Origin of the sequence: Micromonospora sp. WMMD737, assembly GCF_049179055.1 — a bacterium.
GTDB classification, from domain to species: domain Bacteria; phylum Actinomycetota; class Actinomycetes; order Mycobacteriales; family Micromonosporaceae; genus Micromonospora; species Micromonospora reichwaldensis.
The window spans coordinates 4363969-4380026 of record NZ_JBMHMH010000001.1 but is presented as its reverse complement, the minus strand read 5'-3'; the positions used below and the strand labels follow the sequence as shown (position 1 = coordinate 4380026).

General features: G+C 75.4%; 12 protein-coding genes. 4 read left to right on the top strand and 8 right to left on the bottom strand.

What is annotated here, in order from left to right:
- Positions 1-239: 239 nt before the first annotated feature.
- Both ACN27A_RS19145 and ACN27A_RS19140 read left to right on the top strand, forming a co-directional pair.
- Complete coding sequence (locus tag ACN27A_RS19145) at positions 240-749, top strand: hypothetical protein (protein ID WP_421455305.1); 510 nt, start codon at positions 240-242, stop codon at positions 747-749.
- A gap of 2 nt (positions 750-751) precedes the next feature.
- Positions 752-1891 (top strand): SRPBCC family protein, encoded by a 1140-nt coding sequence (locus ACN27A_RS19140; protein WP_421455303.1) that lies wholly within the window; start codon positions 752-754, stop codon positions 1889-1891.
- A 133-nt stretch (positions 1892-2024) separates the two neighbouring features.
- Here ACN27A_RS19140 and ACN27A_RS19135 read toward each other — a convergent pair whose 3' ends face one another.
- Genes ACN27A_RS19135 through ACN27A_RS19105 form a run of 7 tightly spaced genes read right to left on the bottom strand, consistent with a single transcriptional unit; the run spans position 2025 to position 10333 of the window.
- Entirely contained in the window at positions 2025-4328 is a 2304-nt protein-coding gene (locus tag ACN27A_RS19135; RefSeq protein WP_421455300.1) for an AAA family ATPase, read from the bottom strand.
- Positions 4329-4350: 22 nt separating this feature from the next.
- Positions 4351-4899 (bottom strand): hypothetical protein, encoded by a 549-nt coding sequence (locus ACN27A_RS19130; RefSeq protein ID WP_421455298.1) that lies wholly within the window; start codon positions 4897-4899, stop codon positions 4351-4353.
- A gap of 46 nt (positions 4900-4945) precedes the next feature.
- A complete protein-coding gene (locus tag ACN27A_RS19125) occupies positions 4946-5683 on the bottom strand; it encodes a GTP-binding protein (protein WP_421455296.1) in 738 nt (245 codons plus the stop codon).
- A complete protein-coding gene (locus tag ACN27A_RS19120; RefSeq protein WP_311411741.1) occupies positions 5661-6134 on the bottom strand; it encodes a DUF742 domain-containing protein in 474 nt (157 codons plus the stop codon). The genes ACN27A_RS19125 and ACN27A_RS19120 overlap by 23 nt, the downstream gene beginning before the upstream one ends.
- Positions 6131-6601: a roadblock/LC7 domain-containing protein gene (locus ACN27A_RS19115; protein WP_421455294.1), complete on the bottom strand. Its 471-nt coding sequence runs from the start codon at positions 6599-6601 to the stop codon at positions 6131-6133. Before ACN27A_RS19115 ends, ACN27A_RS19120 begins: the two co-directional genes overlap by 4 nt.
- Positions 6598-9162, bottom strand: a complete 2565-nt coding sequence (locus ACN27A_RS19110) for a nitrate- and nitrite sensing domain-containing protein (RefSeq protein ID WP_421455292.1) — start codon at positions 9160-9162, stop codon at positions 6598-6600. Before ACN27A_RS19110 ends, ACN27A_RS19115 begins: the two co-directional genes overlap by 4 nt.
- On the bottom strand, positions 9149-10333 hold the full coding sequence (locus ACN27A_RS19105) for a hypothetical protein (RefSeq protein ID WP_421455289.1): 1185 nt from the start codon (positions 10331-10333) through the stop codon (positions 9149-9151). The genes ACN27A_RS19110 and ACN27A_RS19105 overlap by 14 nt, the downstream gene beginning before the upstream one ends.
- A gap of 364 nt (positions 10334-10697) precedes the next feature.
- On the opposite strand from ACN27A_RS19105, the gene ACN27A_RS19100 reads away from it, so the two are divergent.
- Together ACN27A_RS19100 and ACN27A_RS19095 are read left to right on the top strand one after the other, a co-directional pair.
- Positions 10698-13562 (top strand): alpha/beta fold hydrolase, encoded by a 2865-nt coding sequence (locus ACN27A_RS19100; protein ID WP_421455286.1) that lies wholly within the window; start codon positions 10698-10700, stop codon positions 13560-13562.
- Positions 13559-14434, top strand: coding sequence for an ABC transporter permease (locus tag ACN27A_RS19095; RefSeq protein WP_421455283.1), 876 nt, complete (start codon positions 13559-13561; stop codon positions 14432-14434). Before ACN27A_RS19100 ends, ACN27A_RS19095 begins: the two co-directional genes overlap by 4 nt.
- Here the strand turns inward: ACN27A_RS19095 and ACN27A_RS19090 are convergent.
- Entirely contained in the window at positions 14431-14943 is a 513-nt protein-coding gene (locus ACN27A_RS19090; RefSeq protein ID WP_421455281.1) for a DUF4232 domain-containing protein, read from the bottom strand. The genes ACN27A_RS19095 and ACN27A_RS19090 overlap by 4 nt on opposite strands.
- Between the last annotated feature and the right edge of the window lie 1115 nt (positions 14944-16058).

Here is a 16058-nt window from a genome sequence, read left to right as displayed (position 1 = left end):
CCTGCTCGGCGCTGCCTTGCTGTCGGCTTTGCGCGGTTTGTGAAGCGCGCGCTCCAGTCCGGGTGAATGGTGTCGAAAAAAGCGCGCGAGTGTTTCGCCGATAGGCCAACGGGTACTGCCCGTCGGGTCCGATTACACGGGACACCTGATGTGCGGTCCGGCGCGTGCTGATCCCCGGCGGCCATTCTTTCGACCATTGCCGTCAGGTGTCCGGCGCTCCGGGGAGCGAAGGAGAACTGATGAAGAGCGGAGCACGAATCGGGCTCGCGGTCGGCTTCGGCTACCTGCTGGGCCGCCGGCGCAAGCTGCGTACCGCCCTCACCCTGGCCGCCGCTGTCGCGGCCGGCCGGGCCAGTCGGGAGCCCGGTGGACTGCTGAAGGCGGGCGGCAACCTGCTTCAGTCGTCTCCCCACCTGAGCAACCTCGGCCGCCTGGGCGGCCCGCTCGCCGCAGCCTCCAAGGCGGCAGCAACCGCCGCCGCGGGCAGCGGCATCGATGCCATCAGCGGCAAGCTGCGCGGCTCGGCCGACGCGCTGCGCCGCAAGGGCGGGGCCGGCTCCGGCGGTGACGGCGACCGGCCGGACCGGGACACCGACGCCGGGCAGCAGGGGGGCGAGGACGACGCCGAGCACCAGGGGCGCGACGACGGCGGCGAGGCGCAGGAGCGGGACGCCGGCGGCGGGCAGGACCGCGACGACGACGGCGGGCAGCGGAACCGCGACACCGGCGACCAGCGGCGGGGGCGGTGACCATGCCGGACACGAAGAACCCCGGGGGACTCGGGGACAAGGTCCGGGGCCAGCTCGCCGGCGAGGCGCGCAACCTGGCCAGCGCCATCGGCGAACGCGCGATGCGGGTGGTGACCGAGCGGATCACGGGCGCCACCGGCCGGCTCAGCGACTACGCGAAGCAGGGCGGCGGCCCCGGCCTGATCTCCGCCGCCACGGGCGCGCAGAAGCTCGCCGAGGGCGGCTCACCGGTGAAGGCGATGTTCCATGCCGGACTGGCCGGCGGTAAGGAGAAGGTCATGTCGGCGCTCGGCAAGGGCGGCAAGGGCGGCAAGGGTGGCAAGGGCGGCGGCAAGAAGGTCAAGGTCACCAACATCGTCGAGGCGATCGAGGTCGGCGTGCCGGTCCGGGTCGCGTACGACCAGTGGACCCAGTTCGGCGACTTCCCGAGCTTCATGAAGAAGGTCGAGAACGTCGACACCGAGGCGGACGAGAAGCTGACCTGGAAGGCGCAGGTCTTCTGGTCGCACCGCACCTGGGAGTCCACCATCGTCCGGCAGATCCCGGACAAGCTGATCCACTGGCGCTCGAAGGGCGAGAAGGGCTCCGTCGACGGCACCGTCAGCTTCCACGAGCTGTCGCCCGACCTGACCCGGATCCTGGTGGTGCTGGAGTACCACCCGCAGGGCCTCTTCGAGCACACCGGCAACCTGTGGCGGGCCCAGGGCCGCCGCGTCCGGCTGGAGCTGAAGCACTTCGTCCGGCACGTGATGACCCACACGGTCCTCGACCCGGATTCGGTGCAGGGCTGGCGCGGCGAGATCGAGGACTCGCAGGTGGTCCGCGACCACGAGACCGCGCTGCGCGAGGAGCAGGAGCGCGAGGGGCAGGAGCGCGAGGAGCGGGAGGAGGGCGAGGAGCGCGAGCAGCGCGGCCGGCGCGAGCCCGAGGAGTACGAGGACGAGTACGACGAGGGCGACTACGACGAGTACGAGGAGGAGCCGGAGGATGAGCAGCCTCCGCCGCGCCGCCGTGTCCCGGAACGGGCCCGCCGCCCGCAGCCCCGTGAGGAGCCCCGTTCTCGTGAGGAGCCCCGCGCCCGCCGTTCCCCGGAAGCGCCACGGCGCCCCGTGGTCCGACGTCGACGGGAGGAGCGGGAGTGACGCTCGCGACGAGTACTTCGGCCTCACGCCCGAGGACCTCAATCTCGACCTCGGGCCCCTCGGCCCCCTCCTGCCCACCGACTGACGAGTCGTCCCCGCCATCGGGCCGCCAGCGCCCGTCACCCCCGGCCGGTCAGCCGGCCCGCTTCTCGGCGTACGCGGCGAGCCAGGCGACCTGGGTCGGGTCCAGGGACGGGCGGACCCGGGCGCGGGCCGCCGCCACGTGCGCGGCCGTGACCGTGGACGCCGTCAGCGACTCCCGCATGGCGGCCAGGGCCGCCTCGCGCACCAGCGCGGCACAGTCCGCCGCCGAGAAGCCGTCCAGCTCCCCGCCCAGCTCCACGAGGTCCACCTCGGGTGCCAGCGGCACGTTCCGCGCCGAGGCGCGCAGGATCTCGGCCCGCGCCGGCCCGTCCGGCGGCGGCACGTAGACCAGCCGTTCCAGCCGTCCCGGGCGCAGCAGCGCCGGGTCCACCAGGTCGGGGCGGTTCGTCGCGCCGACCACCACCACGTTGCGCAGCGTCTCCACGCCGTCCAGCTCGGTCAGCAGCGCGGCCACCACCCGGTCGGTGGTGCCGCCGTCGCTGGCCTGGCCGCGTACCGGGGCCAGCGCGTCCACCTCGTCCAGGAAGATCAGGGTGGGCGCGGCCTCCCGGGCCCGGCGGAACAGCTCGCGGACCGCGCGCTCGCTCTCACCGACCCACTTCGACAGCAGCTCCGCGCCCTTCACCGAGAGCACGTTCGCCCGCCCGGAGCCGGCCAGTGCCGTGACCAGGTAGGTCTTGCCGCAGCCCGGTGGGCCGTAGAGGAGCACCCCGCGCGGCGGCTGCACACCGAGTCGGGCGAAGGTGTCCGGGTAGGTCAGCGGCCAGAGCACCGACTCGGTCAGCGTCTCCTTGACCTCCGTCAGGTCGCCCACGTCGTCCAGCGTCACCGAGGCCAGCTCCAGGGTGGAGGCGGCCATGGTGGTGGGGCGGACCACCTCCAGTGCGGCGGTGAAGTCGGCCATCGCCACCGTCGGCGTCTCGGCCGACTTCTGGCGCAGCGCCGCGCGCACCCCGGCCTCGCGCAGCAGCGCGGCCAGGTCGGCGGCGACGAAGCCGGGGGTACGCCCGGCGACCTCGTCGAGCCGTACGTCGTCGGCGAGCGGGACCTGCCGGGTCAGCACCGTCAACTGCTCCCGGCGCAGGGCCGCGTCCGGCAGCGGCACGCTGATCCGCAGCGAGAGCAGGTCCGGGGCGCGCAGCGCGGGGTCGACGGCCTCGGGCCGGCCGGTGGTGCAGACGACCGCCGCCCCCGCCCGTACGGTCTCGGCGACCACCTGCCGGAACACGGTCGCCACCGGCCCCGGCCCGTCCGCCGGGGCGAGCGCCTCCACGTCGGTGACCAGCAGCAACCCGGGGCCGTCCGCGCGCGCCTCGGCGGCGGCGGCGCGCAGCCGGTCGGCGGCGGCCTGGTTGGTCAGCGCGGCCACCTCGGGAGCCCAGAGCGGGCTGACCCGGGCCCCGACCCGGGCGGCCACGGCCCGCACGAGCGCCGCCTTGCCGGAGCCGGCCGGCCCGGCGATCAGCACGCCCAGCGAGACGGTCGTGCCCAGCCGGCCGAGCACCTCCCGGTGGTGGAAGCCGAGGTCGAGCAGCTCGGTCAGCTCCTCGGCCTGCGACCGCAGCCCGGGCAGCTCGTCCACCGCGGGCGGCGCCTCGTCGACGCTCCCGGCGGTGCGTCCCGTGGCGTCCACGGCGCCCGGGAGGCGTACGCCCCCCGTGGCAGCCGCCCGGCCCGGGGCGGTCCCGTTCGCCGTCGGGCCCGCGTCGAGGCGGCGCCCCTGCGGAGCGGGGCCGGTGCCGGCGGAGCCGTGGGTCGCCTGGCCGTGCTCCCAGCCGACGACGGTGTCCATGGTGACCAGCGAGCCGGTGTCGGGCTCGGCGGCGGCCACGGCGAGCAGGGTGCTGGTCCAGGCGTACCCGACGCTGTTGGAGAGGCTGCGCCGGGCGGCCTCCACGAGGCTGCGCACCGAGGCGTCGGGCAGCACGTCCTGCGGCAGCAGCGACACGTCGTCCCCGGTCGTCACCACCTTGCCGAGCAGGGCCAGCCGGAGCATCTCGGGCGAGACCACGGCGGCGATCTGCGCCGGACCGGCGAGAAGCACCCGACGGGCCGGCGTGACCGGCAGGCGGCTCACCGTCACCTGCGCGCCGTCGCGGATGCCGAGGTTGCCCAGCATGAGGTCGTCGGCGTAGAGCAGCGCGGTGCTGGCGGTGGGCTCGGCCGGCGCGACGATGCCGGCGGTCACCCGCCGGCCCGCCAGCCGCACCGGGTCGCCGGGGCGCAGCGCCAGCGCGGTGAGCACCTCCGGGTGCAGCCGGACGACGCCCCGCCGGGCGTCGAGGGCTGCCGGCCGCAGGCTCGCGGTCAGGGTCAGGTCGGGTTCCGCCACCGCCCGACCCTAGCCGCCGTGGTCACGCCCTGCCCGCTCCCGGGGCGTTCCGTGCTCCGCGAGGAGCGTCACCGTCCCCGAGCAGGGAGGGGTCGCGGCGGATCAGCTCGGCCAGCCGCGCCGCCGGGTCGGGGGTCAGCCCCTCCTGGGCCGGCGTCCAGGCCGGCACCGTCTTGACCGACATCGGCCACGCCGGCGGCGGGGCGGGGGCCTCCACGTCGACCGTCACGCCCGCGTCGGTCCAGGCGACCCGCAGCGGGTACGCCTGCCCGTCGTGCTCGACCCGGATGCTGACCGCCGTGCCGGGGTGGCCGGCCACCACGCGACGGACCGCCTCGGCGACCTCCACCACGGGGTCGCGGTGCTCCGCGCCCCGCCGCGCGTCGGCCCAGCCGGGCCCGGCGTTGCGCCCCTCGCCGCGGACGTCGGCGCGCCCCGGCTCGGATCCGCCCCGCGCCTCCGGCGCCCCGGCGGCCTCCCCGCCCGCCGGTTCCGTCTCGGCGGCCCGCCGCCGCAACGCCTCCTCGCGGCGCGCCATCCGGGCCAGTGTCTCGTCCAGTCCACCTCTCATCACGAACCACCCCTTCTCGTGAAACGGGTCGAACCGCCGCAGCGGCTCAGGACCTTCCCTCCCGGGTGGCCCGCTCCAGTGCGCGGTCGAGGACGACCAGCAGGGCGTCCCGCACCGAGAGCCGGTCCCGGGCGTCGAACTGCACCAGGGGCACGTGGTCGCCGACGGCCAGCGCCCACCGGATCGCGTCAAGGTCGTGCGCCAGCCGCCCGTCGAAGGCGTTCACGCCGACCACGAAGGGCAGGCCTGCCCGCTCGAAGAAGTCGATCGCCGGGTAGCAGTCGTCGAGCCGGGCGCTGTCCACCACGACGAGCGCGCCGAGCGCCCCCCGGGCCAGGTCGTCCCACATGAAACCGAACCGGGCCTGCCCCGGCGTGCCGAACAGGTACAGCTTCAGGCTGCGGTCGATGGTGACGCAGCCGAAGTCCATCGCCACCGTGGTGGTGGTCTTCGCGGAGCGTACGCCGGGGTCGTCGACGCCGATCCCGGCGGTGGTCATCTCCGCCTCGGTGGTCAGCGGGGCGATCTCGGAGATCGCGCCGACCGTGGTGGTCTTGCCGACCCCGAAGCCGCCGGCGATGAGGATCTTGACCGGGATCGGCGGTGCGGCGGCCGGCGTGGGCCGGGGCACCGCGGCGATCCCGGTGGCCGGGGTCCGGTGCGGCGGCGGAGCGGACGCGGCGGGTTGCGGCCCCGTCGGGGAGCCGTACCGGGCGGCGGCGCTGTTGGCGGCGATCCCGCCCAGCGGGGCGACCGGCCATTCAGGAGATCGCACGGAGTCCATCAATCACTCGCAGGATGATGTCGGGGTCGAGGGCGTCGGCGCCGTCGTGCACGTCGAGGTGGCCCGCGGCGCGGAGGTCGCCGACCAGCACCCGGGTCACGCCGAAGTGCAACCGGGTACGGGCGGAGATCTCGGCGACCGAGATCGGCTCGTCGCAGAGCGAGACGATTGCCTGCAACTCGGGTGCCAGCCAGGTCAGCGACGCCGGCCGGTCGGTCGCCGGCCGGGCGGTCACCTGCGTCTCCAGCCCGATCGCCGGGTCGGCGCCGGCCACCCGCCCGGCGGTGAGCACGAACGGGCGCGGGCCGGCGGGCCCGTCCTCGGTCGCCGGCGCGGCCGTGGTCGCCGGCAGGCCGGGCCGGGCGTCGTGCGGGGACGACGCGCGCAGGTAGGGCCGGATCCGGACCGTGGGTTCCGGGTCCGGCCCCTCGCCGGCGACCTCGGGGGTCATTGCTGGGCGGCGTTCTTCAGTTCGGCGATCAGTCTCGGGGTGAGGGCGCCACCGGCCCGCCCGGCGAAGAGCGTCATCTCGTAGGCGACGGTGCCGAGGTTCGCCGAGCGGTCGGCGACCACCCCGAGCACGGAGCCGCTGCTGATCGCGCTGATCAGCAGGTAGCCCTCGGCCATGTCGACGACCACCCGGTTCAGCCCGCCGAGGGCGTACCAGCTCGCGGCGCCGCCGGCGAGGCTCGTCATGCCGGAGACCACCGCGGCGAGCCGTTCCGCGTTGGAGCGGTCCTTGATCGCCGACATGGCCATCAGCAGCCCGTCCGACGAGACGGCGATCGCCTCCAGCACGCCGGCCGTACTGGAGGTGAAGGAGTCCAGCAGCCAGTTGAAGGTGCGCGCCTCCGGGCTCAGGTCACCGGCGCCCGGGCTCTGGTGGTCGACGTTGTCGTGCGGGAAGGTGCTGGTCACCGTGATGTTCCCTCTTCGTAGCGGTGGTCTTGGCTGACTTCGCGCAGGGCGCGGGCGACGCCCGCCTCGAACTCGGTGAGGAGCTCGCGGACCTCGTCCGGGTTCTCCGGCGGGCTGTCGGGCTGACGGGCCGGGGTGGCGGTCAGGTTCGCCCCGGGCACCCGCCGGGTCAGCCCGGCCGGAGCGGTGTCGTCCGGGGTGCCCCGGCCCAGTTCGGCCCGGCGTACGCCCGACTCGACGGCCTCGACGAGGGCGCGGGCGGCGGCCGGGTCCGCGTCGGTGACCGGCACCGGCCCGCTCACCGGCGGGGCGGCCGACGGGGCCGGCGGCCCGGCCGGGCGCAGGGTGGCGCCGGGCACCCGCTGCCGGATGCCCGGCGGGGCGGCGGCGACCGGGGCCCGTGGCCCGGCGCCGGCCGGTGCCCGCAGTTCGACGCCGGCCGGCTCACCACTGGAGCTGAACGCGTCCCAGGAGGCGCCGGACTCCAAGCTGCGGGTGGCGCGACTCAGCAGCGCCGCGTCGAAGCCCGACGGCACCGCCTCCGCCGCCGCACCGACCGCCGACGGTGCCGTGCCGACCGCCGCGCGAGGTTGGGACGGTGCCGCGCCGGCCGTCGCGCGGGGTCGGGCGGCCTCCGGCTCGTCGGGCGGGCGCCGGTCACGGGTGGGTACGGCGGCCCGGGCCACGGTCACGCCGGCCCGCTCGGCGCGGTGGACGACCAGCGACGTCTCAGGGACGTCCAGGTGCGCGGTCACCCCGCCACCGGCGGTCGGCGTCAGCCGCACCTGCCAGCCGTGCCGGCGGGCCAGGCGACCCACCACGAAGAGCCCCAGCACCTCGGTCGGCGCGAGGTCGAGCCGCTCCCGCCGGGTGAGCCGGGCGTTCTCCTCCGCCAGCCGCTCCGGGGCCATGCCGATGCCCCGGTCCACCACGGTCAGCCGGGCGCCGGAGCCGGTCGGCTCGCCGCCCACGGTGACCCGGGTGTGCGGCGGGGAGAAGACCGTCGCGTTCTCCATCAGCTCGGCCAGCGCCAGGACGAGGTCGCCGACGGTGCCGGGCGCCACCGACACGCCGGGCGGGACCTGCACGTCGACCCGGGTGTAGTCCTCGATCTCGCCGAGCGCCAGCCGGACCACGTCCGCGAGCGGCACCGGCGCCACGTGGGGGTCGGCGCCGGCCGAGCCGGAGAGCACCACCAGGCTGCCGGCGTTGCGCCGCAGCCGGCTGGAGATGTGGTCGAGCCGGTACAGGTGCTCCAGCCGGCCGGGGTCGGTCTCCTGCCGCTCCAGCCGGTCGATCAGCGCGATCTGCCGGCCCACGAGGTTCTGCGTACGGCGGCCGACGTGGCCGAACATCTGGGCCACGTTGCGTCGGCCGGCGACCTGCCGTTCCACGAGCCGGGCGGCGGTGCTCTGCACCCGGTCGAACGCGCGGGCCAGGTCGCCGATCTCGTCGCGGGCCCGTACGTCGACCGGGTCGAGGCGTACCGGCGCGGCGCCCTCGGTCTCGTCGTCGGCGACCCGGGTCAGCTCCGCCTCGGCGACCCGGGCCACCCGGTCGGCGGAGCGGGTGAGCCGGGTCAGTGGCCGGGCCACCGTCCGGGCGACGGCCGCGCTGAGCAGCACCACCACGGCGAGGATCAGGGTGACGATCCCCGCCACCAGGTACGCCTCGGTCAGCGCCCGGCGTTGCTGCCCGCTCACCTCGGCGATGACGTCGGCGACGAGCTTCTTCTCGATGAACTGCCCGAAGGTGATCATCGAGCGGACCGACGGGAAGAGCGCGTCCAGCGGGATGTCCCTGGTCGCGCCGGCCGGGTCCAGCGCGCTCCTGCTGAGGAAGTCCGCGCTGGTCCGGGCGGCCACGGCCGCGTCGTTCAGGGTCACCAGCTTCAACTGCTCCGGCGTGATCAGGCTGCGGAACCCCTGGTTGTCCGCCCGCAGCCCCGCCATGCAGGCGACGTACGAGGCGCTGACCCGGGGCGAGCCGGTGGCCTTGACGAGCACGATGAGGGTGGCGCAGGCGCCCATCGCCTCGTCGACGCGGAGCAACCCGTCCAGGGCCAGCACCTGCCGCCCGGCGGCCGTCTCGGTGTCCACCCCGAACGGCAGCCGCAGCGCGTCGATCAGTCCCGTGCTGACCGGCCCGTACGCGGCCATGATCTGGTCCGGGGTGGCGGTGCCGGCGAGCACCGCGGCACGCACGTCGGTCAGCCCGCGTACGCCGTGCAGGGCCTCGGTCACCTCCGGCGGCAGCATGCCTGCCGGGGTGGCCCGCAGATCGGCGACCCGGTCGTCCACGCCGGCGGTCCGCTGCATCAGCTCGCTCCGGGTGACCCGGCCGAGCAGCAGCCCGACCGAGAGGACGCGCTCCTGTTGCAGGTCCTGCACGAGGCTGCCGATCCGGCTGGCGACGCGGACCCGGTCGGCGATGTCGCCGGCCCGTTGCGCGGCGGCCACGCGGTCGAGCACCGCCGGCACGGCGAGCGCCACCATGCTGAGCAGCGGGATGACCACGAGCAGCGCGAGCTTGCCCCGGATGCGGAGCCTAGCGAGCAGCATCGGAGGGCCCCCACTGCGCGCCGCCGCGTTCGCGGGCCGACCCCGCCGGTTGGAGCTGACGCGGTTCGGCACCCCGGCCGGCGGCCGGCTGCCACGGCGTGTCCTCCGGCGGGGCGTCGGCGCCGTACCGCTCGCGTCGGGCCTGTGCCGCGCGTCCCGGGGCCCGCCGGGCGGCGGTGAGCCACACCGCGCCCAGTGCCGCCCACAGCAGGACGGCCAGCGCCCCGGCCGCCCCGGTCAGCCAGCGGTCCCGGTCCAGGTCGCGGGAGCGTCCGGCGAGGAGCGCGTCGAGTTCGTCCAGGATGACGGGCTGGAGCTGCTCGGCGGCGGCCTGCGCGTTCTGCCGGGCGCCGCCGATCCGCGCCTGGTCGGTCTCCGCGTCGCGACCGGCCGGCGCGGAGTGGGCCGCCAACGTCTCGACGGCCCGCTGGTAGGTGTCGAGCGGGTTCAGCACGCTCGGGCCGAGGTCGGCGCTCTCCGAGCTGTCCACGGCGGCCCGGAGGTCGGCGACCAGGTCACCGGCCGGGGTGAGGACGCCCACCCGGAGGGCGGCGATCTCGACGGCGGTGCGGTTGCGCTCGGCGGCGGGCCGGCGGTCGGCGAGTACGGCCAGGTCGGCCAGCCGGCCGGCCGCCACGACCGCCTCGGGCAGGTCCCGGCTCGCGTGCTGGAGGAAGAAGGAGTCGGGCCGGGGGTCGCGGACGAGCCCGGACGTCTCCCGCACCTTGCCGTGCAGCGCCAGCAGCAGGTCGGTGGCCTCGCCGTACGCGGTGAAGGCCGCCTCCGGGTCGGCGGGGCCGCGGGCGCCCAGCGCCTCGATCCTGGCCCGCAGGCCCGCCCAGCGTTCCTTGGTGCGCAACTCGTCGCCGATCCGCGCGTCCACGGAGGCGGCGGCCTCGACCGCGCGGGTCAGCGCCTCGCTGGTGACGGGCCGGGCGGCGACGGCGGCGGACTGGGCCTCGACCAGGGCGTGGGTGACCGGGGCGAGGGCGCGCAGGTACTCCACGCCCAGCCGTTCCCGGCCGGCCAGGTCCCGGTCGTCGGCCGTGAGCCGCCAGGTCTGGACGAACAGCAGGGTCATCGGCGCGAGCAGGGCGACGAGGAGCAGCAGCGGCAGTACGCGGCCCACCGCGGTGGGCCGCCGGCGGGCCGGCGGTGCGGGGACGGTCATGTCTGTCTCCTCCGGCGGGAGCACGGGATCGGTGGGGGGTGTCGGGGGTCGGCGGCGAAGTCCCGTGCACCGGACCGGAAAACTAACCGACCAGCGGGGGCCGTTCCGGCCGCCGGACGGTCAGCTTTGCGTCACGAAGCCCGAAGTAACCGCAGGGTCACTCGCCAGGCACCGTCCGTGTCCGGCCAGAGAGTGACAAGGATGGATCGGAGTGGATTTCCGACGAACATCGGAATTCACATGATCCGAATTCATCTCCGTGAGACGGTCTGGACCGCGCCGGTGCGACGCCGATCGGATCGACCGGACGGACGTACGGAGGATCTCAGCCAACGCTCAGGATCCGGGCCGTACCGTGTGCCCAATGAGATCGCCGTTGTCGGCCGCGTGGATCCGGCGTGACCTGCCCACCCGCCGGCGCGCCGTCGCCGCGACGGTGGTCGTCGTGCTGCTCGCCGCCGCCGTGACCTGGGCCGTCCTGCCGCAGGGGCCGGCCGTCCGCACCGAGGCGGCGTTCGTGAACGTCCGCTCCGGGCCGGGCGGGGACGAGCCCGTCGACCTGGACACCACCTTCTACCTGCCCGAGGACGCGTCGGCGGCGGACAAGGTGCCGGCGGTGCTGTTGGCGCACGGCTTCGGTGGCACCAAGGAGTCCGTCCGCGCCGACGCCGAGGAGTTCGCCGGGCGCGGCTACGCGGTGCTCACCTGGACCGCGCGGGGCTTCGGCCGCAGCGGCGGGCAGATCCACCTGGACCACCCGGACTACGAGGTCCGGGACGCCGAACGGCTGCTGGACTGGCTCGCCGCCCGTCCCGAGATCCGCACCGACGCCGCCGGGGACCCGAAGGTCGGCGTCGTCGGCGGCTCGTACGGCGGCGCCCTGGCGCTCCTGCTCGCCGCGCAGGACCAACGCGTCGACGCGATCGTGCCGATGATCACCTGGAACGACCTGTCCCGCTCCTTCCTGCCGGAGAGCAGCGGCAAGGAGCCCACCGAGGGCGTGTTCAAGTCCGGCTGGGCCGGGCTGTTCTTCGGCGGCGGCGGCAACGTCGGCTCCGGGCCGGCCGGGCTCTCCGGGAACAGCGCCGCGCAGCCCGAGGGGGCGCCCGCCTCCGCCGGCCCGCCCAGCCCGGGGCCGGGCGCCGGCCCGGGGACGGGTCCCGGGCGCGCCCCCGCCGGGGCCGGTGACCCGGCCTGCGGCCGGTTCGCCGCCGACATCTGCGCCGCGTACCTGCGCATCGCCACCACGGGTCGGGCCGACCAGGCCGCCGTGGACCTGCTGCGCCGCTCCAGCCCGGCCGGGGTGCTCGACCGGATCAAGGCGCCGACCCTGCTGGTGCAGGGCGAGGCCGACACCCTCTTCCCGCTCGGCGAGGCGAACGCGAACGCGAACGGCATCGCCGCCGCCGGCACGCCTGTGCGGGTGGCCTGGTTCACCGGCGGTCACGACGGCGGCGAGGGCCCGAAGACCGACTCGGACCGGGTGAAGTTCCTGACCGTGCAGTGGCTCGACCACTACGTCAAGGGCGAGGGCGAGGCCCCGGGCGACGACTTCACCTGGTCGCGGATCGCCGGCTTCGACGCCCTCGACCGGGGGCTGGTGGCGACCGGCTACCGCTACGCCGACTACCCCGGCGTCGCCGGCACGGCCCGCCGGGACGTACCGGTGGCCGGCCCCGCCCAGCCCGTCGCCAACCCGCCGTCACGCAACCCGGCCGCCATCTCCTCGGTGCCCTTCGCCGGTGAGCTGTCGTCGCTGCTCGGCGGCGTGGCCGGCGACATTCCCGGCCAGCACGCCCGCTTCGAGTCGGAGCCGCTGGCCGAGGCGGTGGACGTCGTCGGCGCCCCGACGGTCGACGTGCGGGCGGCGTCGCCGACGGGGGAGGCCGTGCTCTTCGTCAAGCTCTACGACGTCGACCCCAACGGCGCGGCCACCCTGCCCAACGGCCTGGTCGCCCCGGTCCGGCTGACCGGCCTGCCGCCGACGATCGACGCGGCACGCCCGGTCACCGTCACCCTGCCGGCGATCGTGCGCCGGATCGAGGCCGGGCACCGGCTGCGCGTGGTGGTGGCGACCTCCGACCAGGCGTACGCCACCCCGGTCGAGCCGGCCGTGCACACCGTCGCGGCCACCGGCGCGGTCAGCCTGCCGACCGTCGCCGGCGACCCGATCCCCACCTCCGCCACCGTGTGGCGCTGGGTGCTGGCCGGCCTGGTCGCCGCGATCGTCGTCGGGCTCGTCGTGGTCGTCGCCGTGGTCCGCCGCCGGCACCGCCGCCAGGACAGCTCCATCCACCCGGCGTACGCGGGCGTCCCGCTGGCCGTGCGGCAGCTCCGCAAGGAGTACGCGGACGGCTTCGTCGCGGTCTCCAACGTGGACTTCGAGGTGCACCCCGGTCAGGTCGTCGGCCTGCTCGGCCCGAACGGCGCGGGCAAGACCACCACGCTGCGGGTGCTGATGGGGCTGACCCAGCCCACGGCCGGCGAGATCTACGTCTTCGGGCACCGGCTGGTGCCCGGGTCGCCGGTGCTGTCCCGGATCGGCGCGCTCGTCGAGGGGCCGGGCTTCCTGCCGCACCTGTCGGGGCTGGACAACCTGAAGGCGTACTGGCGGGCCACCGGCCGGCCCGCCGAGGACGCGCACTTCGAGGAGGCCCTGGAGATCGCCGGCCTGGGCGACTCCGTGCACCGCAGGACCAACAACTACAGCCACGGCATGCGGCAGCGCCTCGCCATCGCGCAGGCGATGCTGGGCCTGCCCGAGCTGCTGGTGCTCGACGAACCGACCGACGGGCTCGACCCGCCGCAGATCGCGGAGATGCGCCGGGTGCTCCAGCGCTACGCCACCGACGGCCGGGCGGTGCTGGTCTCCAGCCACCTGCTCGCCGAGGTGGAGCAGACCTGCACCCACGCGGTGGTGGTGAACAAGGGGCGCATCGTCGCCTCGGGCCCGGTCGAGGAGATCGTCGGCGAGTCGCCCAGCGTGCTCTTCGACGTGACCGACCCGGAGGCCGCCCGGGCGGTGCTGGACGGCCTGGAGGGGGTGCGGGTGCTTCCCGACGGGGAGGGTCAGCTCGTGGTGGACACCAACGGCACCGCCCGCAGCGAGGTGGTCGCCGAGCTGGTCCGGGCCGGCATCGGGGTGGACCGGGTGGTGCCGCGGCGCCGCCTGGAGGACGCGTTCCTCGCCCTGGTGGGCGAGAACTCTCGGGGAAGCGGGGACCGATGATGGCGGGCACGTCACCCACGGCGGGAGCGGCGGCCGGCTACCGGCCGTCGGCGACCCTGCCGTTCGGCGCCGAGTTCCGGCGGCAGGCCTCCCGGCGGCGTACGCAGCTCGCGCTCGGGTTCATGGTGCTGCTGCCGTTGATCATCCTGATCGCGTTCCAGTTCGACACGGGCGGCGACGACGACAACGGGCGCGGGGAGTTCGGCAGCCTGGTCGAGTTCGCCACGTCGGGCGGGCTCAACTTCACGCTCTTCACCATCTTCGTCTCGGCGTCGTTCCTGATGGTCGTGGTGGTGGCGCTGTTCTGCGGGGACACGGTGGCCAGCGAGGCGAGCTGGGGCAGCCTGCGCTACCTGCTGGCGGTGCCGGTGCCCCGGGCCCGCCTGCTGACGGTGAAGCTGCTCGTCGCGCTCGTCTACTCGGCGCTGGCACTGCTGCTGCTCGCCGGCACCGCACTGCTGATCGGCACCCTCCGCTACGGCTGGGAGCCGTTGCGCAGCACGGTGGCGGCCCAGCTCGAGCCGGGCGAGGGGCTGCTGCGGCTGCTGGGCGTGCTCGGCTACCTCGCGGTCGTACTGCTGGTGGTGGCCGGCCTGGCGTTCCTGCTGTCCGTGGTGACGGACGCCGCGCTGGGCGCGGTCGGCGGCGCGGTGCTGCTCTGGATCCTCTCCAGCATCCTCGACCAGATCACCGCCCTGGGCGCGCTGCGCGCGTTCCTGCCGACGCACTACAGCACCGCCTGGCTGGGGCTGCTGTCGACGCCGGTGCAGACCGACGACGTGGTACGCGGGGCGATCTCGGCGATCAGCTACGCGACGCTGTTCTGGGGCCTGGCGTTCTGGCGCTTCACCCGCAAGGACGTCACCAGCTAGGGCGCCGGGTCGGTCTTCTTCTTCCAGGCGCTGACCCCGATCCGGCCCGTGTTCCCGAGGTCGATCGGTCCGTCCAGGCCCACCATCTGCGCGGGCCGGCCCCCGGCGGGCGCGATCTCCAGGCGCTCGCCGTTGGTGGCGACAACCGTCGAGTCGGTCACCAGGTTGCGCCAGAGCACGGTGGCCGAGGCCCGTTCGCCGTGCCGCAGGGTCAGCGGCCGGGGCGGGGCGTCGAAGCCCGACGTGATCTCCTTCGCCCCGTCGACGACCCGGACGGATATCCGATCGCCGTCGCCGTCGTAGAGGCGCGGCACCGGGTGACCGTTCAGCCGATAGGGCTTCGTGCCGCAGTTGACCAGTAGCAGACCGAGCGCCCGCAGTCCCATCGCGGCGCTGGTGCCCGGTGACGTGATCCGTACGCCGGACTTCGGGCATTCGCCCGCGAGGTCGGACGCCGTGTCGCGCGGCGTCGGTCCGCCCGGCCTCGGGACGAGCTGCGGGGGTTCCATCGGCATCGTATCGATCGGCAGGGGCTTGGCCGGCTGTGGGCTGGCCGGCTGTGGGTCTGCCGGCACCGGGCCGGGCCCCGGCGCGCAGGCGCCGAGTAGGACGAGGCCGGCGATCGCGACCCCGACCGTCCGCACCGGACCGGGGACTGCGCGGCGCGAGCGCGGTGTGGGCCGGTGCGCGGGGCTCGTTGCTGATGCCGATGCCGATGCCGATGCCGATGCCGATGCCGATGCCGATGCCGATGCCGATGCCGATGACATCTCCCGATCATCGCACCGGACGGGCCCCGCACCCCTGCGTCGGCCCCGGCCATCTGGCGCGGCGGGGCTCCGGACGGGTGGCCGCCGGGATTCCGGTGCGGCGCTGTCGAGCTGCCCCATCTGTGGGACCGGGCCGGAGCGGTCCCTGGCAGTTTCCCGCCGACCACAGACGTGGCCCCGTGCGGCAGTGTCACCATCAGGGCCGCGTTCGGCAGGGGCGGCGGCACGGCGCGCTGCGTGTCGAGCTGAATCGTCTACGACATCAGCCGTCCCGCTTCCACATGACCCGGGGTCGGGCACTTCCTCGGCCCCGGACCGACCGCAGGGCAGGGGGACCGGTCCGACCACAGGGCAGGGGACCGGTCCGACGGCAGGACAAGGGAATCGCCGGTCGGGCCGCGAAGCCCCGGGGGTGCGGCGACGGCGGTCGGCCACCCCGGCACGGTGCAAGTGTTCCAGTGATGGCGTGGTGCCGGTGAGTGAGAATCGGATATGGCCAATCCGCCCCCTGAGTCGCCGCCCGAGCCGCAGTCCGAGTCGCCCACCTCGCCGCCCGCGCCGTCGTCCGAGCGGTCCGCCCCGTCTACGCCCGTGCCGCCGTCCGCGTCTACGCCCGTGCCGCCGTCCGCGTCTACGCCCGTGCCGCCGTCCGCGTCTACGCCCGTGCCGCCGTCCGAGCGTTCTCCTGCGTCGGCGCCCGCGCCGTCATCCGCCTCTGCGCCTACGCCTGCGCCGTCGTCCGCCGCTGTGCCTGTGCCGCCGTCTGCGCCCGCGCGGCCGTCTGCGCCCGCGCGGTCGTCCGCGTCGGCGGCCGAGCCGAAGGCCTGGGCCGTACTGGCGGATCAGCGCCTGCC